The following is a 24,245-nucleotide window of genomic DNA, read 5'->3' as shown; positions in this document are numbered from 1 at the left end:
AGGATCGCCTCTTATGAGCACTCCGCAGTATTTGGAAACCACCCAGGGCGATGCGCTGATCACCGCTCGCGAACGTATGAGTTTCGCGAAACTCCGTCAGGAGGCGGATGCGCTTGTCATCCGTCTGAAAAGCTACTCGATTCGTCGTGTGGGCATCCTGGGCGACAATGACGTCGCCTGGATTATCGCCGATCTGGCCTCCATCCGCGCGGGCGCTCTGTGCGCGCCGCTTCCCCCGACGCTCAGCGATGAGCAGTTACGTCATGCCATCCGCCAGGCGGGCCTCGAAGCGGTTATTTGCTTTGACTCCGCCAGTGTGCGTTTACGCAAGTTATGGCCGGAAAGCCGCCTATTGCAGGTCGGTGGTCATCAGCTGGCTTTGACCGGTTTATACAGCGATCCCATGGCGGACGTGGACCGGATCGCTTTTTATGTGAATGACGAGAACGTGCTGCGTGGCGCATGCCTGAACCGCCAGACGCTGGACGCCGTGACCGCGTCGGTGTGCGCCAGCGCCAAGCTCACCGCGCAAGATCGCCATTTTTGCTTGTTGCCGCTGACCTCGTTGGCGGAGCAGGTGGCCGGAACCGGCGCCGCCCTGGCGGCGGGCGCGGCGACGATCATGCTTCCCGCCGAACAGTGTGGATTTGGCGCCGCCGTCTTCAATCCGGCGGAACTCTATCGCAGTCTGGTGGATTATCGCGCCTCCACCCTGCTGATCACCCCGGAACTATTAAAACCCCTGCTCAGTTATATGCAGTCCCGCTCTCTGACTCTGGAGGCCATGCGCCATGTGACCCTGATAGGCGCTCCCGCCTCCAGGCGTCTGATCAATGCGGCGCGGCGTCAGGGCGCGCCGGTATATGCGGGGTACTGCTTGAACGAAGCTGGCTCAATGGTGTGCTTGAGTACGCCGAAGGCGTATAAGCCAGGCTCTGTGGGAAAACCTTTACCGCACGCGCGAGTGCGTATCAGTGAAGAGGGAGAAGTCATGGTGGGCGGGGCGCTGAGCCTCGGTTACCTGGGCGGCGAGCCGCGTCGCCCCAATGCACAATGGAACAGCGGAGACCTGGGATATATGGACAACGAAGGATTTTTATTTATACGCGGGCGCAAAAAAGATGTGCTGGTGACCGCTGAGGGACGCAGAATCTCCCCGGACTGGATCGAAGCGGAGCTGACCGGAGACCCACAGATCCGGCAGGCGGCGGTATTCGGCGCGGGAAAGTCCAATCTGGTGGCGGTGGTCGTAGCGGAAGACGCGGACGAGCTGACCGCCATTGTGGAAAGGGTAAACCGTCGTTTGCCGGAGTTCGCGCAGATCAAGGCGGTGGTTGGCGCAACCCAGGCGTTCAACGTAGCCAATGGATTGCTGCATTCGTCGGGACGTAAAAATCGCGAGGCCATCCAGCAAACTTATCAAGAAGATATTGACGCGGTGTATGAGTTGCTCGAAGCCACCAAACGCATGGCCTCGCCGAAGGAGGACAGCAAGGCAGGGGAGGCGCTGTCTTGATCCCGTTTCCCGAATATGAAAAGTATGACGCCATTGGACTGGCGGAGCTGGCGCGCTCTGGAGAGATGAGTCCCGACGAGCTTCTGGAGGCGGCGATCGCTCGCATTGAGTCCCGCAATCCGTTGGTGAATGCGGTGATCAACAAACTCTATGATCAGGCCAGAGCGCAACTTGACCAGTTGCACCCGCAACAGCCTCTGTATGGCGCGCCGTTTTTGCTGCAGGACCTGAATGCGGAAGTGCGCAAGACGCCAACGTCCGCCGGCTCACGTCTGTTTTGTTCGCGCCCGGTATTTCATGACTGTGAACTGGTGCAGCGGTATCGACGCGCAGGGTTGGTGATCGCCGGCAAGACCAATACAGCGGAGTTGGGACTGGCGGTGACGACAGAGCCGCAACTCTTTGGCGCTTCCCGTAATCCCTGGGATTTGAGCCGGTCGCCGGGGGGCTCCAGCGGCGGCGCTGCAGCGGCGGTGGCGGTGGGCATGACTCCGGTTGCGCATGCGGTGGATATTGGCGGCTCTCTGCGTGCGCCGGCGGTGTCCTGTGGTCTGTTTGGCTTCAAACCCTCCAGAGGACGGGAACCGGAAGGCCTCACCTGGGGGCGGCGGTTGCAGGGCATGGCGGTGGATCATGTGATCTCCCGCAGCGTGCGTGACAGCGCCATGCTGTTAAGTGTGAGCGCAGGGCTGGAGAATACCGAGCAATGCTATCGCCGGGCGCTGACGGGAGCGCGTCGTCCCTTGCGCATCGCCATTTGCGAAAAGCCTTTCTTCAGCGCCACGCTGAATAATGACAGCCTGCTGGCGCTGGATCGCGCCGCCATGGTCTGCGAGGACATGGGCCATGAGGTGATCCAGCATACGCTCAGTCTGGATGAAGAAGAGCTGACGCAGGCCTACCTGACGATCGTGGCGGGGGAAACCGCGCAGATGGTGCGGCAGGTCAGCCCCAGCGGTCGACCGCGTCGAGGCGATCTGGAGTTGGCGACGCATCTTCTATTCAACCTGGGGCTGAGCAAGACCGCCGCGGAATTCGCCTGGGCGACCCAGGTTATGAATCAGGCGGGACGCAGGCTGGAAGCCTTGTTCCAGCAGTTCGACGTATTGCTCACCCCGGCGATGGCCGGGCCGCCGATGCGCCTTGGCGAGCTGGCCCATACCCAACAGGAGAAGCTGTTGCTGGAGCTGGCGCGCAGTTTTCCGATGACGCCGCTGTTGAATCTGTTGGCGCAGAATATTCGCGCCAGGAGTTTTTCTCTGACCCCGTTCTCTCCTTTGTTCAATATGGGCGGCCAGCCCGCCATGATGTTGCCGGTCTGGTGGAATCAGGATGATCTGCCTATTGGCGTGCAGTTTGCCGCGGGCATTGGTCAGGAGCGTCTTCTGTTCAGTCTGGCGGCGCAGATGGAGCGGGCCTTGCCCTGGTTTCAACGACGACCGCCGCTGGCGGAGCCCCCCGATATGACTTCGGCCGCGCATTTGGCGTGGCGTAGAACGCCGGGTTATGACTGGGGAGGTCGGATGGCGGCGGAGGGGTGATGCCTCGCCGCCGTGACAGTGTCGGTTAGCTGGCGGGCGCGTTCAGATCCGGCATGAACAGCCGTCTAAAGCGTTCGATCCAGCGACCGATAGGACCGGCCAGACACACCGGCGCGTCCAGATAAGCGAGGCAGATGCAGTCCTCGTTTTCCAGGGCGCGAGGGCGGTGACGTTGATCCCCGCTGCGAATGACGAAATCGCCTTCTTCATACACGCCCAATTCGTCGGAAAAGCCTCCCTGCAGCACGACGGTCACCTCTTGGCCATAGTGCCCGTGCAGAGGCGCGCGGCCGCCGGCGGAGATCTTTTGCAGACTGAGGCGTTGCCGCCCTTTGCGTGAGACTTCCAGCACGTATTCGTACACTTTGAACCACTGTTTGCGCCAGCTTACGGCGTTTAAGCCGTCAGGCAGCCAGCGCTGCAGCAGGTCTTCGACGGGTTTTTGCGGCGTCGCCGGCGCGCTTTCCTCTAGATCGATACGCAGCATGATGCGTTCGAATAACGCTTCGCTTAGGTCTTCCTGAGGGAGTTGTTGCAGCATTTCTCCGCCCAGCGCGTTGAAGCGCTGAATGTCGGCGCGGCAGCGAGGGCAGTACTGCAAATGAACGGCGACGCACAAGGCCAGATGCGTCGAGGCGCAGCCTGCGGCGTATTCCATCAGAATGTCATCACTGGGGTGATGTTGGCTCATACTGCTTTTTCCCGTTCCTGCAAAATCACCTTCAGTTTCTGCAGAGCCAGACGGACCCTGCTTTTCACGGTGCCCAGCGGCAGGCTGAGTTCTTCCGCCACCCGCTGATGAGACTTGTCTTCCAGATAGACTTTGGCGATGACATCTCGTTGTTCTTGCGGCAGATCTCCCAGCGATTGGCGAATATTGCGTACGATGACGGCCTGCTGGAACGCGCCGGTAGGTTCATCTGACCCCGGCAGGCTCCAGAGATAGTCTGTTTCCACCTGGGTTTCCTGGCTGGAGCGTCCCAGTTTACGCAGCAGGTCGATGCGCGCATTACGGGCGATGGCGAACAGCCAGGTTGAAGCTGCGGCCTTTTCGCGGTCGAACTGGGCGGCGCGCCGCCACACGTTGACCATGACTTCCTGCACCAGTTCCTCTGCGTGCTCCAGCATGCCCTGTTTGATGGCGTATGCCTTTACTTTGGGGGCGAACGCCTGGAACAGTTGACGGAACGCATCCCGGTCCCGCTGTGCAGCTACCGCTTCTATTAAGGGCGCCAGGACATCTCTAGAGGAGGCGGAGTCCTCGCCTGCGTCAGGGTCCTGTTGGTTAGGGTCCATCTTTCGATTAATCGGTAGCACTATGACGTTGTTACTTACCTGCATAGCGTAGCAGCTCCAAAATAAACCGGGCAAATAATGTTCTAAATACGCTGCCAGTGATGTTTTGGATCAGGTCAGTCGAGTGATAGTTAAATTCAGTCGAACAAAGGAAGCAGCGCTTCCTTTATTTCCGTGCGCAGCAGAGGAGACCAGGCGAGTCCCAGCTCCCGTTTGATGTCCGGGAATCCCTCAATCTGCGACAGAGGGATGGCGATGATCCCGACGGGCGCGCTGGCGTCGATGCCCTGTGGAGCCAGACAGGCGCCGACGCCGGCGGCGACTAGCGCCAGGGCCCACTCTTCATTGTCGGTGCGGGCGGTGATGGTGTAATCCAGCTGATACCGCTCCGCGAAGGCGCGCCATTGTCCGGACAGATCGCAGAAGGAGCGTTCCACCAATCCAATGCCGTTCAGGTCGCTGACGTCAAGCTGGCCTCGCAGGGACAAGGGATGATCCGCGGGCAGCAACAGGCAGTACTCATCCCGCCAGAGGGGATTGAAGTGGTAGTTTTCCGGGCAGCGGTCGCGGCTGACGATGCGAATATCGGTGTTTTCCTCGCCGCGCAGCAGCTCCAACTGCATCCGGGATTGCAGCGGCGCCAGACGCGCCAGCAGCGCTTTGACGCGCTCCAGGCTGACCACCAGGTCCAGGCCGATACGCAGCGGCGGCAACGGCGCGCTTTGCTGGAAATGTTTCACCAGGGCGTCGCTTTGGGCCAATAAGCGGCGGGCCATATGATGCAGTTCACGACCTGCGCGGGTAGTGCGCACGCCTTTTTTGCCCCGTTCCAGCAACAGCGTATCCAATTCGCTTTCCAGCTTACTGACCGCCAGGGAAATGGACGGTTGCGCCACATGACACTGTTCCGCCGCAGCGGTGATGCTGCCGGTCTCCACCGCGGCGACGTAATAACGCAAGGCTCTCAAATCCATACTGGCTCCGTTGTTAGAAAGTTAAGCCTTTGATCTCTTTACTGTTGCGAAGAGAACTCAGGGTAATGGGGCAGGCTGGCGGCGATCAACTCATCATGCGCCGGCACAATGGTCAGATCCGGTTCCTGCTCCTGTAAGGCGTGTAGTTGGGCCACCATGCGCTCTGTCAGGCTGTCGTCATCATTAAGGCTGGCCAGCCAGCGCACGAATCCGGGGCGTGGGCTGTTATCCTGGACCCCTTTCAGGGTCCAGGTGGCGTCGCCGATAAAGAAATACCGGGTCTGCGCGTTCAGAGTCAAATACAGCCCTAACTGACCGCGGGTGTGTCCGGGAATCTCCACCAAGACGACAGACCCGTCGCCGTAGACATCCAGACTGCGCTTGAAACCTTTGAACTCAGTGTCCTCCAGCGTCAGGAAACGCAAGTCGGTATTCGGCCCCTCCAGTTGTGAGTGCAGAAAGGCCGGCGGCTTGCCTTGTAAGGCCGCATCGTACTCCTTTTGCTGCACCCAGATGGGAACGCCGGGGAAATCCACCACGCCGCTGGCGTGATCCCAGTGCAGATGGGACAGTATGATCGCCTTCAGGTTATGGGCGTCATAAGCGTTCGCCGCCAACTGGTCGGCGACAGGGACGCCTTTCTCATAAGCGAACAACGAGCGCGCCCACCAGGGGTTCACCTCGAACTGAGCGTCCACCTGGCGTCCCAGTCCGGTGTCGTAAAGCAAGTCGCCGTCTGGATGGTGAATCAGCACCGCGCCATGGGATAGCTTGCGTCGGGTGAACCAGCTGCCGCTGGCCACCACCATGGCTTCCTGGGCTCCGCTGGAGGCCCCGGTTTCAATGTAAGAAAAACTGATTTCCTCGGCGCGCCCGGATGGCGCTACCAGGAGTTGCAATACCATGGCTGCGGCAACTGCCTGCAGGCGGCTGATGAAAACTGTGCGTGAGTGATGACTCCAGAACGTCATGTCTTATTCCTGTGGGTGGGTGTCCCAGCAGAATAGGACAGACGTTTTTATAGTTAAAATATAGTGTTTTTATGCAAAAACAATAAAAACTATATGGATAAGGCGTGAGTGATCAAGATCAGGGGAACGATACCTGTACGCGCAGCCCGGGCTGCTGGTCCTGTCGGTCGTCCAGAGAAATGCGCGCCCGGTGCAGATCCGCAATGCGCTGGCAGATGGAGAGGCCCAGTCCGCTGCCGATCTCATTCTGCTGCTTGCCGCGGTGAAATCGCTCCATCGCCTGCTGACGCTGCTCTGGGGGAATGCCGGGGCCCTGATCTTCAATGACCAGGGTTTTATCCTTCACTTGCAGTGTGATCTGCGAGTCTTTTGGCGAATAGCGCAAGGCGTTGTCCACCAGATTACGCAGCAGGATGCTGAGGGCGGCGGGATTGCCCTGAATCGGCGCGCAGGCGTCCGCATTGAACTCCGCGCGGATATTCTTCTCTTCTATCAAGGGCTGTGATTCCCGCAGGATATCCTGACACAGCATGTCTATCTGCACCGGCTGGGCGTCGCTGAGCGCGCGCTCGTGATCGAGGCGGCTGAGCTGCAACAACTGCTCTACCATGTGAATCAGACGGTCCAGTCCGCGCAGGGCTTTGCGGAGGCAGTCGGAAACCGGCTCGGATTGCGCCATTTCCTGGGCGTTCTGCAAATGAACTTTCACTCCGGCGAGAGGAGTGCGTAATTCATGGGCGGCGTCGGCGGTGAACTGGCGTTCGCGGTCCGATGTGGCCTGCAGACGCTGGAACAGGTCGTTGATGGCGTCCACCAGGATGGCGAGTTCCGAGGGATAGTTGGCGTCATCCAGGACTTGCAGGTTGGCGTAGTCCCGCTGCTTCAGCTCCTTGGAGATGGTGGAGAGAGGCTTCAAAGCCCGCGTGACCGCCCAGCTGACGCCCAGCAGAATGATGGGAATCAGCAGCAGCGACGGCCAAATCACATGCTCGGCGATTTCCTCCGTCAGCTCGCTGCGCACGTCTTCCTGCTGCGCTACCTGAATCCAGATACGCAGATTCTCATCGAACAAGGTAAAGGTGCGCCAGGGCTCGCCATCGACTTGGTCGGAGTTGAAACCCGCCTGATGCCGGGTGAAACCCTGCGACGCGGATTTGGTCTGAATCAACAGCTTGCCGCTCTCGCTCCAGACCTGAAAGGCCAGCTTTTTCTCGTATTTATGACCCAGGGGCGTGTATTCCTCGCCATCGCTCAATCCCGCTTCTTCCCTCTCGTCGATGGCGTAGTCTTCATACACCAGGGCGTCTTGCAGGTGATCCAGGTTGGTCCGCTTCATCTGGCTGGCCAGCAGGCTTTGCAGCATGCGGGCCATTTGCGCCAGCTCGGCGTCGAACAGCTCTTCCACCTGCTCCTGGGAGTCGTGGTAATTGGCCAGAGCGGTGAACAGACCGCCCAGACAGATAATGGCGATCAGTGAGATCAGCAGAAAACGTTTGATGGAGCGCATTATTCCTTCTCGATCATGTAACCCATGCCGCGAACGGTTTTAATCAGGTCGGCGTTGAGCTTTTTGCGCAGGTTGTGAATATGGACTTCCATGGTGTTGCTGGATACATCGTCGGACCAGCCGTAGACAAGCTCTTCCAACTGATCTTTGGACAGCACCCTGCCGCGATGGGAGGCTAGCTCGTACAGGAGCGCATATTCCCGGCGCGACAGGCGCACTTCCTCGTTGTTTTTATACACTTGATAGGAAGAGGGCAGAATGCGGATATTGGCGATCTGGATTTCCGGATGCGCGTTACCGGAGCCGCGTCGGCTCAGCGCGCGCAACCGGGCTTTGAGTTCGCTCACATCAAAAGGCTTTAGCAGATAATCGTCGGCCCCGGCGTCGAGACCTTTGACGCGATCCTGCACCTGGTCACGGGCGCTGAGAATCAGAACCGGTATCTCGTCGCCGCGATCACGCAGGCGCTTCAAGACAGTGAGTCCGTCGATATCAGGCAATCCCAGGTCCAGGATGACGAGATTGAATTGCTCCAGCTTCAGAGCGTGAAGAGCGGCCTCGCCAGAGGCCACCCAGTCCACCGTATTGGCCTGTTGGGTCAAACTGGTTTGGATGCCGTCGGCCAGTAACTCGTCATCCTCCACCAATAAAATGCGCATTGCGCTACATCATGCTCCGTGTTTATTTCATTTTTTTCAGCAGCGCCTGAATTTCGCCGCGACGTCCGACGTCGGCGACTTGGCGATCAGGGCGCGGCGTCGCCTGCAATGCCTTTTCAAGGTATAGCTTAGCTTGTTTAAGATCGCCTTGCTCTCGCAGATAGTCTCCGTAGAAGAAGTTGGCGTCAATACCATCCGGGTTGATTTCCAGGCCTTTGCGCAACAGTTTGCCGGCTTCCTTGTCGTCGCCGAAGCTGAGCGGCCAGCCGGGCACCTGGTAATACAGCGCGCCGAGACTGGTGTAAGCGGAGCCGCCAAAGGCGTTGGCGTTGAGGGTCATGGCCTTTTCGAAGCAGTCCCGGGCCTCTTTCACCAGGGAAAGCGCCTTGAGGCCGCCCTTGGCGCCGGCATAGGTGCTGGTGATGACGCCTTTCCAGATCCACACATTAGGATCTTCAGGATGTGCGTCCACCGCCTGATCCGCCTGGCCTTTCAGGTTCTGATAACCTTTTTCCTGTTCTTTGGCGTCGACTTCATAACGAACGTGCGCCCAGCCGTGATAAAGGTCTTTAACGTAACCCGCGACCTCTTCCGCATGCGCGGAGGCGGTTCCCAGGGACATGGCTCCGGCTACGATCAGTGCGCGGGCGAAAAGTGTGTATGACATAAAAATTCTCCTCTATTGTTCGGACGCTATGACGTTGAGAGCCAATGGTTCAGGCGTTCTGACGCGCCAGATATTTGCGAATAATGGGCAGCTGCTTGCTGATGGAAGCCGCCACAAGGGCCGGAAATAAGGCGTTGAGACGCACGAACAGTTTTTCCGGCCAGCCCAGGTACACCCGTGGAGAGCGTCGAATGATGGCGGCGCAGATTTGCTCCGCCACCCAGTCTGGCTCGTCCATGTGGTTGCCCAGCTCCGCATTCATGGATTCGACGGCGGAGCTGTTGATGGCGGTGCGGGTGGCGCGGGGCGCGACGTACAGCACCTGCATGGGCGAGTCCGCCAGCTCTCGCTGCAGGGCTTCGCTGAAACCGCGCATGGCGAACTTGCTGGCGCAATAGGCGGCGAAACCGGGATAGCCGATGGAGCCGAACGTAGAGCCGATATTGACGATCGTTCCCTGCTGAATGCGCAACAGCGGCAGCAGGCGTTGGGTCAGCAGCATGGGGCCGGTGACGTTGGCTTCCATCAGGGTGCGGATGCGTTCAGGACTTTGGTCTTCAAACTCATTGAAATCGCTGACGCCGGCGTTGTTGATGAGCATATTCACCTTGGGCTCCCGCGCCGCCTCTTGAGCGACTATGGAGATTCCGGCCTCCAGACTGATATCCGCCACGATGCTGCGGCAGCGTCCGCCGTTGGCCAGAATGCGCGCCTGCAGCTTTTGCAGTTTGTCGGCGTTTCTACCTGTGATGACAAGCGCCGCGCCCTGTTTGGCGAGCCGCAACGCCAGAGCTTCGCCAATGCCGCCGGTGGCGCCGGTGAGCAGAATGGTTTTATCTTTAAGCTGCATGGTGACTCTCCTGATTAAGCGCCTCGCTCTCATGGTTGCGAGGCAGGGCGCGGAAGACGGCGCCGTACAGTTCGTAGAAGACCTTGCTGGCGTGGATGATGGCCTGCTGGTCTTCATGGCGTTCGATTTTGTTCATCAGGTCTTCGAAAAAGCAGATATGGTCCTGATCCAGACTGCCGTGGGAGAACAGGTAACTGAACGCCTGATTAGGCAGTCCCAGCGTTTTCTGAATGATTTCGCCAGCCTGTGTGGCGGTTGTGACGCTGGTGCCTTCCAGCACGTGCACCATGCCGAAGAAGCCCAGTGGGTTGACCCGCATGACGGTGTCATAGGCGTACGCCACCATCAGTTCCGTGGTCAGATGCGGACGACTGCGTCGCACCTCTTCCTTGTCGCCGCCGCAAACGGCGATGTCGTTCAGAATCCACTCTTGATGGCCGCATTCTTCCTCAATGTATTCCGCCACCGCTTCCCGCAGCCATTCATAGTGCTCCGGCAGACGCCCGCCGCAACTCATCAACAGGGGCACGGTGTGTTTGACGTGGTGGTAGGCCTGAGTCAGGAACGCGACATACTGACTCAGTGTAATTTCGCCGCGCAGCGCATCCTGGATAATTGGGCTGGACAGCAGTCGGTTGCGTTCCTGTTGGGTTTCCGCCTGCAGACGTTGGTAAAAGCTCATGGCATGCTCCTGGTGAAAGGCTGGGAAGATTGAAATAAGTCGTTGAGACGGTCCTTGTGCCTGGCGGCGATGGCGCATCTGCGCACCCGGCCGTTGGCGGTAAGTTGACCATTGGCGGCGCTGAAGGGAGCGTCGCTGATAATGATGCTGCGCACCTGGGCGTAATCCGGCAGGCGCTGATTAACCTGCGCCACCGCCTGCATCAACAGGTCATGGCCGATGTCAGGTCTGGCGGGCGTCACCACGGCGACATTGAAAGGCTCGCCATCGCCGAATAACGCGGCCTGGGCGATACAGGGTGCGGACAATAGCTCGCTTTCCACCCATTCCGGCGACAGATTGCGGCCAAATGCGGTGACGATCAGGTTTTTCTTTCTGCCTTCGAGATAAAGGTATCCTTCCTCGTCCAGTCTGCCGATATCCCCTGTGTGCACCGCTTCCGAGGCCTGGAGAGGCTCTCCCAGGTAGCCGCAATAGGCGGCGCCGGCGACAATGATTTCTCCGTCATCGGCGAAGGACAGACTGACGTGAGACAAGGGTTTGCCTACGCTGCCGGGACGTGACGCCGACGGACGGTTGAGGCTGACCACGGACGCGCATTCGGACAAACCGTAGCCCTCGTACACAGGGACGCCCAGTTGCGTCGCCTGAGCGTGCAGGACGGGCGATACTTTGGCGCCGCCGACAGCGACGAATCGCAGCTTTTCCAAACGCAGTTGGCCGCCCGCAATGAGAAACAACATCGCCTTCAGCAACTCCGGCGTGAGGATCAGCGTTTGCGGATTCCAGCGTTGCAGTGTCTGCGCCCACTGCGTCAGATCCAGGCCGCTGGAGCCGCTCAGTCCCAGACTGGCGAGCCCGGGGGCGATAACCCTGCCGCCTTTATATAGCGCGACATATACTCCCGCGATGTTTTCCAGCAAGGTGGCCAACGGCAGCGTACACAAGTGGCCGATGGGCTCATCGATTTCAACGGCTTCCGCCAGACTCAGCATCACTGACTCCAATGCGGCGGCGCTCAAACGGGCGCCTTTGGGCTGACCAGTGGAGCCGGAGGTGTAAGTGACTTTGATGATATCTTCGGCGGTCTCTTGAGCAGGCGATGTAGCCTGGGTCGCTACCGCGTACAGGCCCAGGTCCGCATCCAGGACTACCGCATCCGCGGTTGGCGACTGCGCGGCCTGCACGATCACCGTTTCAATGGCGGCGTCGTTGAGCAAGTGTTCCCGCTGGGTTGCGGAGAAAAACAGAGGCACGGGTATCAATGTGACGCCAGCGTGTAAACAAGCTAGATCGGCGCAGATCCAGGCAGGCCCATTGTCCGCCTCCAGCGCCAGGCGGCGAACGCCCAGCTCATTCAGTTTGCGGGACAGATTTTCTACCGCGCGCCATAGCGTCTCATAAGTCAGCGCCCCTTTTTCATTCTCCAGCGCGACTTGGGTGGGTGTGGTCTGCGCGTGTTCGCGCAGGCGTTGTATTAAGGCGTTTGCAGTCATGCAAGCTCTCCCTGCGTTAGTCAGTCTTCATGTTCCGGTTGTGGACAGCGCTCCAGAACCTTCGCCATCACCGGGTTGCTGATCAGGTGGTGGATGCCGTGTGGAATGGAAATGGCCATAACCGTAGGGGATTTGTCGTAGTAGCTGCCCCAATCGGCGGCGTCCTGGCTTAAGGCTTCCGGCTTCGCTTTGGCGAGTTCGATCATGGGCAGGTCAAAGCGACGGAAGCTGTTCAACAGTTCTGGAATAACGGTCAGGGTCAGCCACTGATATTTGCGTTCGGAAAAGTAGCGGCCCAGCACCAGAATCAGGCGGCGCAGCGCTCCCTGGGTCGTGGACGCCAGATTGCCGACTTCAATAATCCCGCTGCGTGAACAGGGCGCGCCCTGAATCCGCGCCAGAACCTGTTCGATAGGCGCATCCAGATATTGCTCCAGAAACAGCCGCCGGAACTGAGCGCTTTGATAGCCCAGGACGGAGATCAGCCTGTCCTGCTCGTAGCAGAGAACAAAGTTTTCCATGAAGTAACGGATGTTAGCGCCGTACTCCTGATCAAAACGTTGACGGATGAATGATTCGGCGACAGCGCGCGAACGATGTCCTGGTCCGACATGGATATAACGATTGTCGATAGCCGTTGTCGCCTCAGGGGCGGGAAGTGTGTCCGGTTGCTGCATAAAGCCTCCTCGTGGATGTCTCTATGCAGGTTAATTTGGCAAGCTTAAGGAACCCTTAAGTGAAAAATATTTTTCTTTGAGTATGAGAACCCGTGAACTTTTCAGAAACAGCCCGGTCAAATCAATCGTTGTCGCAAAACTGGGACGACAAAAAATTCTCAATCACTATTTTCTGCTTAAGGATACTCTTATGAACCAATCACAAAAGAAACTGACTGGCGCTGCTCTGGCTATCGCTGCTGCTGGATTTTTTGGTACTGCTGCGCTGACTTCCACTACTGCAGTCGCTGCGGAAGCTCAGGTTCATTGCTGGGGCGTTAACAGCTGCGCCGGTCACAATGACTGTAAAACCGCTAACAACGATTGCAAAGGCATGGCCAGCTGTCAGGGCCAAGGTTTCCTGAGCATGACTGCGGACGAGTGCAAAGCGAAAGGCGGCACAGTTAAGTAATCGCGGGGCCTGTTGACCGTTGATATGCGCTGGTCCGGCGGTGACGCCGGACGCGCCTTTTCAGGAAAACGGTCTATATTGTTTTCGACTTCTTATTTCATCACGACGCATTGAATCTCTATGAATACCCGTCCCCCATTTTCCGGTTTTGGTCTAGGGCTCAGGCCCGATTACTACACCCATATTCTGGAAACCAGACCGCAGGTGGACTGGTTTGAGATCATCAGCGAGAACTACATGGTTGAGGGCGGCAAACCGCTGTATTTTCTTGACCGTATTCGTGAACACTATCCCCTGGCGATGCATGGCGTGTCTCTGTCCATCGGCTCAACCGCCGCGTTGGATATGGGTTATTTAACTCGCCTGAAAACCTTAATCGAGCGGGTGAATCCGTTGTGGGTGTCCGACCATCTCTGTTGGACCGGTCTTAGCGCCCATAATTCCCATGATCTTTTGCCGCTGCCTTATAACGCTGAGAGCGTGCGTCATGTGGCGGAGCGAATAAAGCAGGTGCAATCGTTTTTAGGGCGTCGCATCGTCCTGGAAAACTTATCCAGCTATGTGAATTTCAGTGAGTCCGACATGACGGAGTGGGAGTTTGTCGCCGCCGTCGCCGAGGAAGCGGACTGCTGGCTGTTGCTGGACATCAATAACATATACGTGAGCGCGCGCAATCATCAGTTTGACGCACTGACTTATATGAACGGCATTCCCCAGGATCGGGTGATTCAGTTTCATATCGCCGGCCATTCTGATTATGGCGACTATATCGTCGATACCCATGACGCTCCGGTGGCGGACCCGGTATGGGAGCTTTATCGATTGGCGGTGCGCCGTTTCGGCAAAGTCTCGGCGATGATCGAGCGGGATGACAATATGCCCGAGTTTTCAGAGCTGATGAGCGAGCTGGCGACATTACGCCGTATTGCGGAAGCGGAGTTCCCGCAACTGGAAACGGTGCGGAGCGAGGCGGCCTATGTCTGATTTATCCCGGCTGCAACACGATTTCCTGACAGCGATCAGTGCGCAGGAGGGCTGCTCGGTGGATTCTGCGCTGAGCGCGGGGCCATTAAGCGCGGCGCAACGCATCGAAATTTATCGCAACGCCTATTTCACCCGGCTGATTGGTGTGTTGTCGGAAGATTATCCTACCGTGCGCGGACTGCTGGGCGATGACGCCTTCAAGCAGATGAGTCGCGACTTTATTATTCTGCATCCATCCTCCAACACCTCGGTGCGCTGGTTCGGCGAGGCGTTGCCGGATTATCTGGCGCACACAGAACCCTATAGCCGTCACAGCGTACTGGCTGAACTGGCGGAATGGGAGCGCCTGTTGCGCCTTATGTTTGACTCCGGCGACGCGCAGCCCATAGACATGACGGCGTTTCAGTCGATTGCGCCGGAGGCCTGGCCGACTTTGCGCTTTGATTTCATCCCTGCGCTGACGCTGCATCGCCATCGCTTCAATACCGCGCCGATCTGGAAAGCGTTGAAAGAAGAGCTGACGCCGCCGGAACCTCAGGTTTTGGAGCAAGAGGAAACCTGGCTATTGTGGCGCTCGGAGTGGGTGACCTTGTTTCGTTCCCTGGCGGTGGATGAAGCCGCCGCCATCACAGCGGTAAGCGAAGGCGCTAATTTCGCTGATTTGTGTGAGCTGTTATGGGAGTGGCATGGCGACGCGGCGGCGCAACGAGCGGCGCAGTTGCTACAGAGCTGGACTCAGGCCGGGTTGCTGCAGGGACTCACGCAAGAGACGTGACAGGTCCCGGAAATGCAAAAGGCGACCGAGGTCGCCTTTGCGGGTGAGGGATCAACCACTTAGTGGTGGTGTCCGCCTTCGCCGTGAACGTGGCCGTGAGACATTTCTTCTTCAGTCGGTTCACGCATTTCCATCACTTCTACGTCAAAATGCAGAGTTTGGCCCGCCAGAGGGTGGTTGGCGTCGATAGTGGCGGTGTCGTCGGACACTTCCATTACCACGATGACGCGCGCGCCGCCTGCAGTCTGTGCATGGAACTGCATACCTGGCTCAACTTTCTCTACGCCTTCGAAAGCTTCCAACGGAACGACCTGAACCAGTTCAGCTGAGTATTCGCCGTAAGCGTCGGCAGGGTCGACCGATACTTTTTTCTTGTCGCCAGCGGACAGTTCACGCAGGGCGTTTTCCAGTCCCGGGATAATGTTCTGCGCGCCTTCCAGATAGGCCAATGGCTCGCCGCCGACGGAGCTGTCGATCACTTCGCCGTCGTCGTTAGTCAAAGTGTAGTGAATGCTCACAACCCGGGGTTTGATATCAGACATAAAAGCACCTTTAAGGTTTGGTGAGGTGGTTGAGCACGCCGCCGTGGGCGTTCCCTCGTGTGTTTCCGCCTCGTTATCGTAAAACTCAATCGGACCGGGTTTAAAAGCGCAGATAGGCAACTGGCGTTAAAACAAGGGAACGATATTCAGAGTTAAGTTGGAGCGGTCCCATTGTCAAAAGGGGACCGCCTGCCGTACCCGCCAGTCTAGTGAGGTTATGCCCAGTTCTCAAGGGCCGCCGGACAATCCGCGGAGGATAGATTGCGACAGGCGCGGAGGCGTTTGCAGCAGCGCCGCTTACATAGATGATTCCAACTGATATTTATCCAGGACCTTCTGTGCTTCGCCGTCTTTATATAGCTGCCGCAGAGTCTTGTTGAACTTGTTGATCACTTTGCGCGACGTATGGCCTTTCACGAAGCCGACATAGTAGTTGATCGACTTATGGTTCCAGGCGAAGCGAATATTCTTGAGGCCCAATTGACGCAGAATTTCAAAGCCGACATCGCGGTTGGAATAAACCGAATCCACTTTTTTATCGCTCAGCATACGGAAAGACACCAGATCGTCTTTCGCCAGCACGATTTTCATCGTGGGCATGGCGGTGCCAATGGTCTCCAGCGTTTTGGACGTGTTGGACGGGCCGAAGACGCCAACCTGATGTTCGGAAAAGTTATATAGCGTCGAGTACTGCCGGGTGTCGCTTTCGTTAACAAAGAAGCCGTAACTGGTTTTCAGGATGGGCAGGGAATAATGCAGCCATTCGCTGCGCTGATCATTCCATCCGATGACATAGAGGCCGTCCACCTGCTTTTCCTTGGCCTGCTGCTGGGCGATTGTCCAGTCCAACAGGTTGAACTCGCATTGGATCTCGGAGGATTTGCAGATGAGTTTTACCAGCTCTGTGCCTGGGCCGGCGACTTCGCCTTTTTCTAGATAGGTGAAAGGTCTGAAATCCTGCGTGTTGAAGATCAGCTTGTCTTCAGCGGAAGCCAGCGTCGCCGCCCCCATGCACAGAGCGGTTAGGGCCGCAGTTAGGATTTTCATTATTGCCTCCGGGTATGTGAATATTGCTTGTTATTATTTCATGTTATTCCCGACGGTTGTATTTCCTTGTTTTATATAATTATTTGTTATGTTTTTCTGTCTCGTCAGTCAGCAAAAAAGGGGGTAGTGGGACCTACCCCTGAATATCCGCGAGAGTCTGCGGATGTTTGCGAATTTCGTTACGCTCTCTCTAACGCCTCCGTTATTGATGCGCCGTTTAGTTGTATCCCTGCAGCTTGTCGATATATTCCGGCAGGAACAAAGAGATCTGCGGCACGTACGTAATCAAAATCAGGAAGCCCAGGAGGAGGCCCAGCCAGGGCAGGGCGGCGCGAATAACCCAACCGATGGAGCGATTGGTGATGCCCGCCGTCACAAATAAGTTTAGTCCTACTGGCGGCGTTAGCATGCCTATTTCCATGTTCACCACCATAATAATGCCAAGGTGTATCGGGTCGATGCCCAACTGGGTGGCGATGGGGAACAGAATCGGCGCCATGATCAGCAGAATGGCGGAAGGCTCCATGAAGTTGCCCGCCATCAGCAGCAGAATATTCACCACAATCAAGAAGCCCCAAGCCGGCAAGCCCCAATCTACGATGGTCGCGGCGATGGCCTGTGGAATGCCTTCGGAGGTCAGCACATGGGCGAACAGCATGGCGTTGGCGATGATGAACAACAGCATCAGACTGACCTTGGCGGCATCCAGCACCACGTGACGCACTTCTTGATTCACTACTGACTTAGGCAGCGCCAATGCGCACTGCAGGGTGTTGCGAATCACTGCGCTGGGAATCGCTTCGCCTTGGTTGCGCCAAGCGACGTTTTTCAGAGGGCCGATATCGCGATAGCCGATGACGGCGATCAGGTACGCGTATACTGCCGCTACTGCCGCCGCTTCCGTCGGGCTGGCGACGCCGCCATAAATAGAGCCCAGGACGATCACGATCAGCATGAGTCCGCCCATTGCGACAACGCCTGTTTTCACCAGCGTTTTAACGCCTGGGAACGGCTGCGAGGGCAACTTCTTGATACGGGCGGCGATATAGATGGCGATCATCAGAATGCCGCCCATCATCAGACCGGGAATCAGGCCCGCCATGAACATGCGCGCGGCGGAGACTTCCGTCGCCGCAGCGTATACCAGCATGACGATGGAAGGCGGGATCAGAATCCCCAGTGTGCCGGCGTTGGCGATAAGACCAGCGCCGAAACTTTGCGGATAGCCCGCACGCACCATGCCTGCGATGACGATAGATCCGATCGCCGCCACGGTGGCGGGTGAAGACCCGGATACCGCTGCGAACAGCATACAGGCCATGACGGACGCCATACCCAGGCCGCCGCGAATGTGGCCCACGCTGCTGACGGCGAAATCAATCAGACGACGCGCCACGCCGCCGGTGGAGAGAAACGCCGAAGACAGAATAAAAAATGGAATCGCCAACAACGTATAGTGGCTTGAAGTCGCCTCAAACATCTTCAATGCAATGGAGGCGAGCGACGTGTCCGGGGCGAAAAACAAAATCGTGACAATACTGGACAGGCCCAACGCCACGGCGATCGGCATGCCCATCAGCATGCAGGTGAACAGCAGGATGAATAATACGGCGGCGGTCATGAGCGGTTACCTTGCGCTGGAGAGGAGGAGTCCGCCGTCTCATCGGCGAGATGCATGCTTTCTTTGGCTTCGTCCACGAACTCAAAGCCGTTGGATTTGACAGTGATGATTCCCCACAGCAACTGCAGAAAACGAATAGCCAGCAGGATGAATCCAATAAACAGAATGCTCTGTGCGACCCAGCGAGGCACAGGAATATCGCTCAGCTCAATGCCGATCTTGTACATCTTGGCGAGATAGATCCAGCCGCCGTACAGGAACAGTCCGCAATAGACCAGACACATCACCACCGTGAGGGCGGCCACTGCGCGGCGTGGACCGCTGGGCAGCAGTTTTACGAAAGCGTCCACGCCAATGTGCGCATTCACCCTGACGCCGTAGGAAGCGCCAAACAACACCATCCAGGCGCCCAAATACAGGGTGGCCTCTTCCGCCCACAACAGGCCGGTATTGAAAAAGAAACGAAGCATGGTTTCCGAGAACACCAGCAGGGTCATGGACACCAACAACAGACACAGAACGCTTTCTTCAAAGCGATGGACGATTCGACCAAACATGATGGGACCTAATTCTGGTTATTGTACGGCTTAAAACGGTTCTACAGCTCGAATAACAAAAGTATAGGAGCAACCTGGCGGTTGCTCCTTTTCTACGAGAGGGTTATTGGTTGGAAGCTTCAGCGGCTTTGATCAGGTCTGCGCCGATTTCCTTCTCGAACTTCTTCCAGACGGGTTTCATGGCGTCAACCCACTGCTTGCGTTCTTCAGGAGTCAGAGACGATACCTTGGTGCGACGGGAAGCAATGATGGCTTCTTTATCGCTGTTGTCTTTCTCAGCGGCGATGCTGTTGCCGTAGGCGATGGACTCATCCAGGCTCTTCTTGATGGTGTCGCGCATGTCGTCAGGCAGATCCATCCAGAACTCTTTAGAGGTCACCACCAGGTAGTCCAGCAGACCATGGTTGGATTCAGTGATGTTGTCCTGAACTTCGTAGAACTTCTTGGAGTAGATATTGGACCAGGTGTTTTCCTGACCATCGATAGCGTTGGTTTGCAGCAAGGTGAACACTTCAGAGAACGGCTTTTTCACCGGAACCGCTTTAACGGCCTCGAATTGCGCAGCCAGTACGTCGGAAGTCTGGATACGGAATTTCTTACCAGCGATGTCAGCAGGAACGCGAATAGAGGCGTTCGCGGACAGTTGCTTCATACCGTTATGCAGGTAGCCCAGACCAACCAGACCTTTACGCTCCAGCGCGGACAGCAGTTCCTGACCGGCGGGGCCATTCTGGAAGCGCTCTACCGCCGCCATATCCTGAAACAGGAAAGGCAGATCGAACACTTGCAGTTTCTTGGTGTAGTTGTCGAACTTGGACAGGGAAGGCGCGGCCAATTGCACGTCGCCCAGCAGCATAGCTTCCAATACGTTGTCGTCGCCGAACAACTGGGAGTTGGGGAATACTTTTACTTCAACTTTGCCGGGCAGCCGTTCTTCCACCAATTGCTTGAACTTAATAGCCATCTGTCCTTTTGGCGTGTTTTCCGCCACAACGTGGGAAAACTTGATCTGGATGGGAGCAGCGAAAACAGAGAAAGACAGCGTAGCGCCAACAAGGGCGGTCAGGAGTTTTTTGAAACGCATGTTATACCTCGTATGTTGTTTTTGTTGGGTTTAGGCGAAAGCCATAGTCGATTACATAAGAGCAACCTCCGGGCCAATTTCTACGTTAATGTGAAATTTTAGTAATAACAGTGTGTTACCGGGATTTGTCGAAAAAGCGGGATTTTTAAATGGGTGGAAATCCACCCATTTAACTAGTCGGCGGTGGGCGGGAATCCGCATATTTTTCTCCGGTGGAATTGCGGAGACAGTGTCGGAGAGCGAGTTTGAATGCTTAAATCCTGGCGCAACAAACTATGGAAGAGGGAGAACGGCTGAAGTTCTGCAGCGTAATCAATGGACGGTCAGGTAATAATCATCCTATCCCCATGTGATTCTGTGAGTAACGCCTCACAGAATCACATGGGGCAGATAGCGGGAAAGGTCTTGCGTCACCAGAGCTTTATCCTCTCTGACTGAGATCCCCGCCGGTTGATCGTTCACCAGCCAGGAGCCGATCAGCGTGTAGTTCTCACCGAACTTGGGGAGAGGATGGTAGGCCTGAAAGATAAAACCTTCCTCGCCATAAGGGCCGTCCGTATCGAAGAGCACTTCGCCGTCGCGATACAGAGCCACATTGGCGCCTTCGCGGGAGAATATCGGTTTTTTCACCAAATCCACCCCTGGCGCATGCTCGACTTCATCTTCGAAATAAGCCGGCAGCAAATTAGGGTGATTCGGGAACATTTTCCACAACATTGGCAGTAGCGCTTTATTGGACAGCACAGACTTCCACAAGGGCTCAATCCAGCGCGTTGGATTCTGCAGAATCAACGGCGCGAACTCTTCCCGCTGCATGAACTCCCAGGGATACAGCTTGAACATCAGCTCAATCACCCGGTCATCCAAGTCAGTGAATTCTCCGTTCTCGCCCTGTCCGATATCGTCAATATAGATAAAGCGGTTGGGAATGCCGGCTTCCGCGGCGCAGTCCTGCAGGTACTGAATCGTCCCGCGATCTTCTTCAGTGTCTTTGCAGCAACTGAAGTAGAAATCCGGCCCGTCGGTTTGCGCATAGATTTCCGCGAGCCTGCGCACCAGCTTTTCCTGTAGGGAATTGAACTGGTCGCAAGCGCGGGGTAAGCGTCCATTACGCACGCTTTCCTCCAGCCACAACCATTGCCAGAAGCCGGACTCATACAGACTGGTGGGCGTATCGGCGTTGTTTTCATACAACTTGGCGGGGGTGCGGCCGTCGTAAGCAAAATCGAGGCGCGAATACAGACTGGGCTGTTGGTCGCGCCAGGAAGCGCGCACGGCTTCCCAGAACACTTCAGGGATACTGAACTTCCGCAACAGGCGCTCGTCCTCCACCACACGGTCGACCACTTCCAGACACATCTGGTGGATGTCCGCCGTGGGATCCTCGAGCCCGGTTTCTATCTGCTCCAGAGAGAACTGATAGTAAGCGCTCTCGTCCCAATAGGCCTCGCCATGCATGGTGTGAAACTGGAAGCCGTATTCATGGGCGAGATCACGCCAATGGGCCCGCTCCTGGATCGGAATGCGCAGCATAACTTAACCGCCCCAGCTGCTTCTTGAACTGGAGCTGGACTTGGAAGAGCTGCTCCAGGAAGACTTGGCGTTCACTGTCGAGCCGAAGCCGCCGCGGGAAATGGTCCGCGTCACCGCTGGCTTGGGTTGAAACGCTTTGTTGTCCACCGTGACTTTGCGGTTGTAGGTGCTGCCGTAGCGATAGCCGTCGGAAGTCACCCAACTGCCGTAAAACGGCGAGCCGCGATAATAGGAGGTGAACACCGGCTGGTAATCATAACGGCGGTTCGAGTCCAGAATCTTGGCGAACATGAAACCAGCCATGGCGGGCATGAACCAGCTCTGACCTGAGCTGCCCTGGTAGCTGGTGCAGGCGTTGGCGCCGAACTCCGCTTCACAGTCCCGCATGGACATATATTTGGGCGCGGTCTCATTCGCCCGTTTCAGCGCTTGCTGGTACGCCGCTTCACATTCGGAGGCATAGCTTGGGTTTTCATTGATGCACTCGCTCATGTCTTTATAAACCTGAGCTTCGCGAGTATCCGAGCAGGCGGTGAGCGTGACGCCGGCGACAGCGACAGTGATGGGCCGCAGCAGAAAGCTCTGGCCGTTCTTCTTCATCCTGTCCAGATTAATTTCTTTCGTACGCTTCATTCCACTGCTCCTTAATAGGTCATGCAAGCCGCGTTCAGGATGCCGACCGCCACGGAAAATCCGCCCAGTACGACGCCTGCGGACACTTCGCCGTCGGTGATGCGCTGCACGATTTTAGGCATGAAGATAAAGCGGATGATGGCGAAAGCGACGACCTGGGCAATCAACGCCACGGCCGCCCAGACCCAGAAATCCAACAGGGATACGGAGTTGGAGGCGGCTCCGGCGAGTGCGACGGAAAAACCAATCACAGCGCCGATAAGGCCTGTCGCGGCGGCGACGCTTTTATCTTCTTTGACCAGCTTCCACTCGTCGTGAGGCGTAATCAGGGTATACAGGAATTTGAACACCAACAGCAGGACTAATGAGGAAGAAAAGTAAATCGCAAAATTCGTTAGGCCTAACAGCGAATGTGCGATAGCGTCCATGGACAGCTCCTTCTTTAATAATTATGAGGTATTGTGGGTTGAGGAGGATAAATGCGGGAGCCCGCATTTATCCGATGATAACGATGTCCGCTGGCCGCAGATTAATGCCAGTAGACAGCACCAGACAGCGGTCGGCGCGGTTATCGATGATTTTTTCTTCGCCGCAGACCATAAGAAACTCGTCCAGGTCCTCATTCACGGATCTTTCATACAGCATGGCGAACTGATCTGTTTCAGTGACTTCGCCAGCTTCGGTCGTGGTTTTTTCCGTCATGGCCACGGGAGGCGACGCTTCTCCCACACTTTCCCAAACACGTTGAAAACGATGGCCTTCAATACTGTATTCAGGCTGGCTGATCTGGGAGTTGATCAACATATCCCAGTCCGCCTGACTGCCAACGGCGCGGGTTTCGTAGTAGTACCAGAGCTTGACGTCTTCAATATGGTTTTCCGTCATGCCGCCGTTCAACACCACCTGAATGAAGCCGTCGTCGTCGGTGTAGAAGCGCAGCAGGGTGCTGCTGGCGTCCAACTGCACTTGACCTACCGCCTGAATTAACTGGGTTTTGGCTGCGCCTTCGAAAATCACGGAAGGCTCTATCAGTCGTAGTCTGAGTTGGTCGAGTTCAAATGCGCCGCCGAGACGTAAGCCCATGATTTCCGGTGCGGAAGGGGACTTAGGTTCATCTTTTTTGAAAAACTTGCTAAACACAGAGTTTCTCCCAATCAAGTCCATCGATGCGTTCGTCCGCGATGTAGTAAATCGTGGTTCCCGGCGCAACCGTATGGCTCATAGGTGGATTCAAAGTAACGGCCCCTTTGCCGTCGCCGACGGCAATCAGGATCGCATCATAACGTTCTTTTAGCGGCAGAAACAAATCCCGCAGCGGGACGCTATTGGCTTCAGCCGGATATTTTATGGAGTACTGCGTCATGCCATCCTGCACGTTCAGCAGGTCCTGATGCAGCGCGCTGGAGCCGGGATGCATGGCGGACTTCGCCAGCAACTCAACGTCCACTGACGGCGTGCATTCTATGTTGGGGCAATGAACTTTCAACAGGCGGCTCAAATTGTCGTCGTTGAAATAGGCGATCATGTGAGCGTCTTTGTTGCGACTGGAGCAATAGAGGGCGGCGGTCATGGTGACGTCGTCTTCCGGGGCGTCGATGATGATGGTGGACGCGCGCTCCAGGCAGGCCATGCTCATTTGCTCGTCGTTGTTATAGCTTTCAACTTTGACGAAGCCGATCTCTTCCGGCATCGGGTTTTCGATATCGGCTTTGGCGCAGAGCACTACCGGACGGGTCTCCTCACTGCCCAATTGCTCGCGCAACAGGAGCCGGATCAAGTGAAGCGTGCGTCTTTCGTTCCAGCCGATGACGAGAATATGATTGTCGCAATCAAGTTGTTTCAAACCTTTCACTCCCTTTTTCCAGTGGTAGGAGGCGAATACAGCGACTCTGCCTACGAATAACGCAAATAAACTCAGACCGAATGGAATGATGAATATGGAGACGGCGATCTTGCCGCCGGAGGTTTGTGGAGAGAAGTCTCCATATCCGACAGTGGATGCGGTGACGACGAGCCAATAAGCAAAATCCGGCAGAGACAGTAAATCCGTCTCGCCGGACAAATAAAGAAAGAAATAACTTAGTCCCACGTAGGAAAGCAATGCGATGGCGACTCCTTGCCATCGCAGCTCCATAAAGTGTCGGATAAAGATTCTCTTAATCTTATTTATTATTAGCATCGG

General features: G+C 56.6%; 26 protein-coding genes. 5 read left to right on the top strand and 21 right to left on the bottom strand.

The features are described from left to right. Window positions 1-13 precede the first annotated feature (13 nt). Window positions 14-1,516: an AMP-binding protein gene (locus tag ACQYWX_RS29010; RefSeq protein ID WP_431687222.1), complete on the top strand. Its 1,503-nt coding sequence runs from the start codon at window positions 14-16 to the stop codon at window positions 1,514-1,516. Next, window positions 1,513-3,057: an amidase gene (locus ACQYWX_RS29005; protein ID WP_431687221.1), complete on the top strand. Its 1,545-nt coding sequence runs from the start codon at window positions 1,513-1,515 to the stop codon at window positions 3,055-3,057. Before ACQYWX_RS29010 ends, ACQYWX_RS29005 begins: the two co-directional genes overlap by 4 nt. A 25-nt stretch (window positions 3,058-3,082) precedes the next feature. Here ACQYWX_RS29005 and ACQYWX_RS29000 read toward each other — a convergent pair whose 3' ends face one another. From ACQYWX_RS29000 to ACQYWX_RS28950, 11 genes are all read right to left on the bottom strand, one after another. After that, window positions 3,083-3,748, bottom strand: coding sequence for a ChrR family anti-sigma-E factor (locus tag ACQYWX_RS29000; RefSeq protein WP_216736105.1), 666 nt, complete (start codon window positions 3,746-3,748; stop codon window positions 3,083-3,085). Further along, a complete protein-coding gene (locus ACQYWX_RS28995; protein ID WP_210408475.1) occupies window positions 3,745-4,398 on the bottom strand; it encodes a sigma-70 family RNA polymerase sigma factor in 654 nt (217 codons plus the stop codon). Before ACQYWX_RS28995 ends, ACQYWX_RS29000 begins: the two co-directional genes overlap by 4 nt. 92 nt (window positions 4,399-4,490) lie before the next feature. Beyond that, entirely contained in the window at window positions 4,491-5,327 is an 837-nt protein-coding gene (locus tag ACQYWX_RS28990; RefSeq protein ID WP_431687220.1) for a LysR family transcriptional regulator, read from the bottom strand. 38 nt (window positions 5,328-5,365) lie between these two features. Next, window positions 5,366-6,298 carry an MBL fold metallo-hydrolase gene (locus ACQYWX_RS28985; protein WP_431687219.1) on the bottom strand — a complete coding sequence of 311 codons (933 nt, stop codon included), beginning with the start codon at window positions 6,296-6,298 and terminating at the stop codon, window positions 5,366-5,368. A gap of 118 nt (window positions 6,299-6,416) precedes the next feature. Continuing rightward, window positions 6,417-7,805 (bottom strand): ATP-binding protein, encoded by a 1,389-nt coding sequence (locus tag ACQYWX_RS28980; protein ID WP_279501271.1) that lies wholly within the window; start codon window positions 7,803-7,805, stop codon window positions 6,417-6,419. Next, window positions 7,805-8,464, bottom strand: coding sequence for a response regulator (locus ACQYWX_RS28975; RefSeq protein ID WP_127974035.1), 660 nt, complete (start codon window positions 8,462-8,464; stop codon window positions 7,805-7,807). Before ACQYWX_RS28975 ends, ACQYWX_RS28980 begins: the two co-directional genes overlap by 1 nt. A 22-nt stretch (window positions 8,465-8,486) precedes the next feature. Continuing rightward, a complete protein-coding gene (locus ACQYWX_RS28970; protein WP_431687218.1) occupies window positions 8,487-9,131 on the bottom strand; it encodes a tetratricopeptide repeat protein in 645 nt (214 codons plus the stop codon). A 49-nt stretch (window positions 9,132-9,180) separates the two neighbouring features. Continuing rightward, window positions 9,181-9,981 (bottom strand): SDR family oxidoreductase, encoded by an 801-nt coding sequence (locus ACQYWX_RS28965; protein WP_216736111.1) that lies wholly within the window; start codon window positions 9,979-9,981, stop codon window positions 9,181-9,183. Then, complete coding sequence (locus ACQYWX_RS28960; RefSeq protein ID WP_216736112.1) at window positions 9,971-10,663, bottom strand: TenA family transcriptional regulator; 693 nt, start codon at window positions 10,661-10,663, stop codon at window positions 9,971-9,973. Before ACQYWX_RS28960 ends, ACQYWX_RS28965 begins: the two co-directional genes overlap by 11 nt. After that, window positions 10,660-12,159, bottom strand: a complete 1,500-nt coding sequence (locus ACQYWX_RS28955; protein WP_431687215.1) for an AMP-binding protein — start codon at window positions 12,157-12,159, stop codon at window positions 10,660-10,662. The genes ACQYWX_RS28960 and ACQYWX_RS28955 overlap by 4 nt, the downstream gene beginning before the upstream one ends. A gap of 20 nt (window positions 12,160-12,179) precedes the next feature. Then, the gene (locus tag ACQYWX_RS28950) at window positions 12,180-12,836 is read right to left on the bottom strand and encodes a thermostable hemolysin (RefSeq protein WP_431687214.1); all 657 of its coding nucleotides are present in this window, start codon (window positions 12,834-12,836) and stop codon (window positions 12,180-12,182) included. Window positions 12,837-13,026: 190 nt separating this feature from the next. Between ACQYWX_RS28950 and bufA2 the strand changes: the two genes are divergently transcribed. The 3 genes from bufA2 to ACQYWX_RS28935 all read left to right on the top strand — a co-directional run bounded on the left by bufA2 (window position 13,027) and on the right by ACQYWX_RS28935 (window position 15,046). Beyond that, window positions 13,027-13,287, top strand: coding sequence for a BufA2 family periplasmic bufferin-type metallophore (gene bufA2 / locus ACQYWX_RS28945; protein ID WP_279501281.1), 261 nt, complete (start codon window positions 13,027-13,029; stop codon window positions 13,285-13,287). A 120-nt stretch (window positions 13,288-13,407) separates the two neighbouring features. After that, window positions 13,408-14,271 (top strand): MNIO family bufferin maturase, encoded by an 864-nt coding sequence (gene bufB, locus ACQYWX_RS28940; RefSeq protein ID WP_431687212.1) that lies wholly within the window; start codon window positions 13,408-13,410, stop codon window positions 14,269-14,271. Next, on the top strand, window positions 14,264-15,046 hold the full coding sequence (locus ACQYWX_RS28935; RefSeq protein ID WP_431687210.1) for an HvfC/BufC family peptide modification chaperone: 783 nt from the start codon (window positions 14,264-14,266) through the stop codon (window positions 15,044-15,046). The genes bufB and ACQYWX_RS28935 overlap by 8 nt, the downstream gene beginning before the upstream one ends. Window positions 15,047-15,105: 59 nt before the next feature. Here ACQYWX_RS28935 and ACQYWX_RS28930 read toward each other — a convergent pair whose 3' ends face one another. The 10 genes from ACQYWX_RS28930 to ACQYWX_RS28885 all read right to left on the bottom strand — a co-directional run bounded on the left by ACQYWX_RS28930 (window position 15,106) and on the right by ACQYWX_RS28885 (window position 24,242). Beyond that, the gene (locus ACQYWX_RS28930) at window positions 15,106-15,588 is read right to left on the bottom strand and encodes an FKBP-type peptidyl-prolyl cis-trans isomerase (protein WP_127974026.1); all 483 of its coding nucleotides are present in this window, start codon (window positions 15,586-15,588) and stop codon (window positions 15,106-15,108) included. 297 nt (window positions 15,589-15,885) lie between these two features. Next, entirely contained in the window at window positions 15,886-16,635 is a 750-nt protein-coding gene (locus ACQYWX_RS28925; RefSeq protein WP_216736117.1) for a substrate-binding periplasmic protein, read from the bottom strand. A 217-nt stretch (window positions 16,636-16,852) separates the two neighbouring features. Then, the gene (locus tag ACQYWX_RS28920) at window positions 16,853-18,256 is read right to left on the bottom strand and encodes a TRAP transporter large permease (RefSeq protein WP_431687209.1); all 1,404 of its coding nucleotides are present in this window, start codon (window positions 18,254-18,256) and stop codon (window positions 16,853-16,855) included. Continuing rightward, window positions 18,253-18,813 carry a TRAP transporter small permease gene (locus ACQYWX_RS28915; RefSeq protein WP_431687207.1) on the bottom strand — a complete coding sequence of 187 codons (561 nt, stop codon included), beginning with the start codon at window positions 18,811-18,813 and terminating at the stop codon, window positions 18,253-18,255. The genes ACQYWX_RS28920 and ACQYWX_RS28915 overlap by 4 nt, the downstream gene beginning before the upstream one ends. A 103-nt stretch (window positions 18,814-18,916) precedes the next feature. Continuing rightward, window positions 18,917-19,897, bottom strand: coding sequence for a TRAP transporter substrate-binding protein (locus ACQYWX_RS28910; protein WP_431687206.1), 981 nt, complete (start codon window positions 19,895-19,897; stop codon window positions 18,917-18,919). A gap of 369 nt (window positions 19,898-20,266) precedes the next feature. Next, window positions 20,267-21,430 carry a glutathionylspermidine synthase family protein gene (locus tag ACQYWX_RS28905; protein WP_431687205.1) on the bottom strand — a complete coding sequence of 388 codons (1,164 nt, stop codon included), beginning with the start codon at window positions 21,428-21,430 and terminating at the stop codon, window positions 20,267-20,269. 3 nt (window positions 21,431-21,433) lie between these two features. Then, window positions 21,434-22,063, bottom strand: a complete 630-nt coding sequence (locus ACQYWX_RS28900) for a DUF1190 family protein (protein ID WP_127974019.1) — start codon at window positions 22,061-22,063, stop codon at window positions 21,434-21,436. An 11-nt stretch (window positions 22,064-22,074) separates the two neighbouring features. Next, window positions 22,075-22,491, bottom strand: a complete 417-nt coding sequence (locus tag ACQYWX_RS28895; protein WP_216736120.1) for a DUF350 domain-containing protein — start codon at window positions 22,489-22,491, stop codon at window positions 22,075-22,077. A gap of 67 nt (window positions 22,492-22,558) precedes the next feature. Then, window positions 22,559-23,203 carry a YjfK family protein gene (locus tag ACQYWX_RS28890; RefSeq protein WP_279501294.1) on the bottom strand — a complete coding sequence of 215 codons (645 nt, stop codon included), beginning with the start codon at window positions 23,201-23,203 and terminating at the stop codon, window positions 22,559-22,561. Then, window positions 23,196-24,242, bottom strand: a complete 1,047-nt coding sequence (locus ACQYWX_RS28885; RefSeq protein WP_431687204.1) for a potassium channel family protein — start codon at window positions 24,240-24,242, stop codon at window positions 23,196-23,198. The genes ACQYWX_RS28890 and ACQYWX_RS28885 overlap by 8 nt, the downstream gene beginning before the upstream one ends. Window positions 24,243-24,245: the final 3 nt, after the last annotated feature.

The organism is Hahella sp. NBU794 (assembly GCF_050749805.1).
Classification (GTDB): domain Bacteria; phylum Pseudomonadota; class Gammaproteobacteria; order Pseudomonadales; family Oleiphilaceae; genus Hahella.
The sequence above is the reverse complement of the archived record's forward strand: the minus strand, read 5'-3'. Positions and strand labels throughout refer to the sequence as shown.

Excerpts from the sequence above, each read along its gene's own strand:
- ACQYWX_RS28990 (WP_431687220.1), bottom strand. The coding sequence starts at position 5,327 with ATGGATTTGAGAGCCTTGCGTTATTACGTCGCCGCGGTGGAGACCGGC.
- ACQYWX_RS28905 (WP_431687205.1), bottom strand. The coding sequence starts at position 21,430 with ATGCTGCGCATTCCGATCCAGGAGCGGGCCCATTGGCGTGATCTCGCC.
- ACQYWX_RS28955 (WP_431687215.1), bottom strand. The coding sequence starts at position 12,159 with ATGACTGCAAACGCCTTAATACAACGCCTGCGCGAACACGCGCAGACC.
- ACQYWX_RS28950 (WP_431687214.1), bottom strand. The coding sequence starts at position 12,836 with ATGCAGCAACCGGACACACTTCCCGCCCCTGAGGCGACAACGGCTATC.
- bufA2 (WP_279501281.1), top strand. The coding sequence starts at position 13,027 with ATGAACCAATCACAAAAGAAACTGACTGGCGCTGCTCTGGCTATCGCT.
- ACQYWX_RS28915 (WP_431687207.1), bottom strand. The coding sequence starts at position 18,813 with ATGTTTGGTCGAATCGTCCATCGCTTTGAAGAAAGCGTTCTGTGTCTG.
- ACQYWX_RS29000 (WP_216736105.1), bottom strand. The coding sequence starts at position 3,748 with ATGAGCCAACATCACCCCAGTGATGACATTCTGATGGAATACGCCGCA.
- ACQYWX_RS28960 (WP_216736112.1), bottom strand. The coding sequence starts at position 10,663 with ATGAGCTTTTACCAACGTCTGCAGGCGGAAACCCAACAGGAACGCAAC.
- ACQYWX_RS28970 (WP_431687218.1), bottom strand. The coding sequence starts at position 9,131 with ATGTCATACACACTTTTCGCCCGCGCACTGATCGTAGCCGGAGCCATG.
- ACQYWX_RS28910 (WP_431687206.1), bottom strand. The coding sequence starts at position 19,897 with ATGCGTTTCAAAAAACTCCTGACCGCCCTTGTTGGCGCTACGCTGTCT.
- ACQYWX_RS28925 (WP_216736117.1), bottom strand. The coding sequence starts at position 16,635 with ATGAAAATCCTAACTGCGGCCCTAACCGCTCTGTGCATGGGGGCGGCG.
- ACQYWX_RS28895 (WP_216736120.1), bottom strand. The coding sequence starts at position 22,491 with ATGGACGCTATCGCACATTCGCTGTTAGGCCTAACGAATTTTGCGATT.
- ACQYWX_RS28975 (WP_127974035.1), bottom strand. The coding sequence starts at position 8,464 with ATGCGCATTTTATTGGTGGAGGATGACGAGTTACTGGCCGACGGCATC.
- ACQYWX_RS28995 (WP_210408475.1), bottom strand. The coding sequence starts at position 4,398 with ATGCAGGTAAGTAACAACGTCATAGTGCTACCGATTAATCGAAAGATG.
- ACQYWX_RS28980 (WP_279501271.1), bottom strand. The coding sequence starts at position 7,805 with ATGCGCTCCATCAAACGTTTTCTGCTGATCTCACTGATCGCCATTATC.
- ACQYWX_RS28965 (WP_216736111.1), bottom strand. The coding sequence starts at position 9,981 with ATGCAGCTTAAAGATAAAACCATTCTGCTCACCGGCGCCACCGGCGGC.
- ACQYWX_RS28985 (WP_431687219.1), bottom strand. The coding sequence starts at position 6,298 with ATGACGTTCTGGAGTCATCACTCACGCACAGTTTTCATCAGCCGCCTG.
- ACQYWX_RS28900 (WP_127974019.1), bottom strand. The coding sequence starts at position 22,063 with ATGAAGCGTACGAAAGAAATTAATCTGGACAGGATGAAGAAGAACGGC.
- ACQYWX_RS28935 (WP_431687210.1), top strand. The coding sequence starts at position 14,264 with ATGTCTGATTTATCCCGGCTGCAACACGATTTCCTGACAGCGATCAGT.
- ACQYWX_RS28920 (WP_431687209.1), bottom strand. The coding sequence starts at position 18,256 with ATGACCGCCGCCGTATTATTCATCCTGCTGTTCACCTGCATGCTGATG.
- bufB (WP_431687212.1), top strand. The coding sequence starts at position 13,408 with ATGAATACCCGTCCCCCATTTTCCGGTTTTGGTCTAGGGCTCAGGCCC.
- ACQYWX_RS28930 (WP_127974026.1), bottom strand. The coding sequence starts at position 15,588 with ATGTCTGATATCAAACCCCGGGTTGTGAGCATTCACTACACTTTGACT.
- ACQYWX_RS28885 (WP_431687204.1), bottom strand. The coding sequence starts at position 24,242 with ATGCTAATAATAAATAAGATTAAGAGAATCTTTATCCGACACTTTATG.
- ACQYWX_RS29010 (WP_431687222.1), top strand. The coding sequence starts at position 14 with ATGAGCACTCCGCAGTATTTGGAAACCACCCAGGGCGATGCGCTGATC.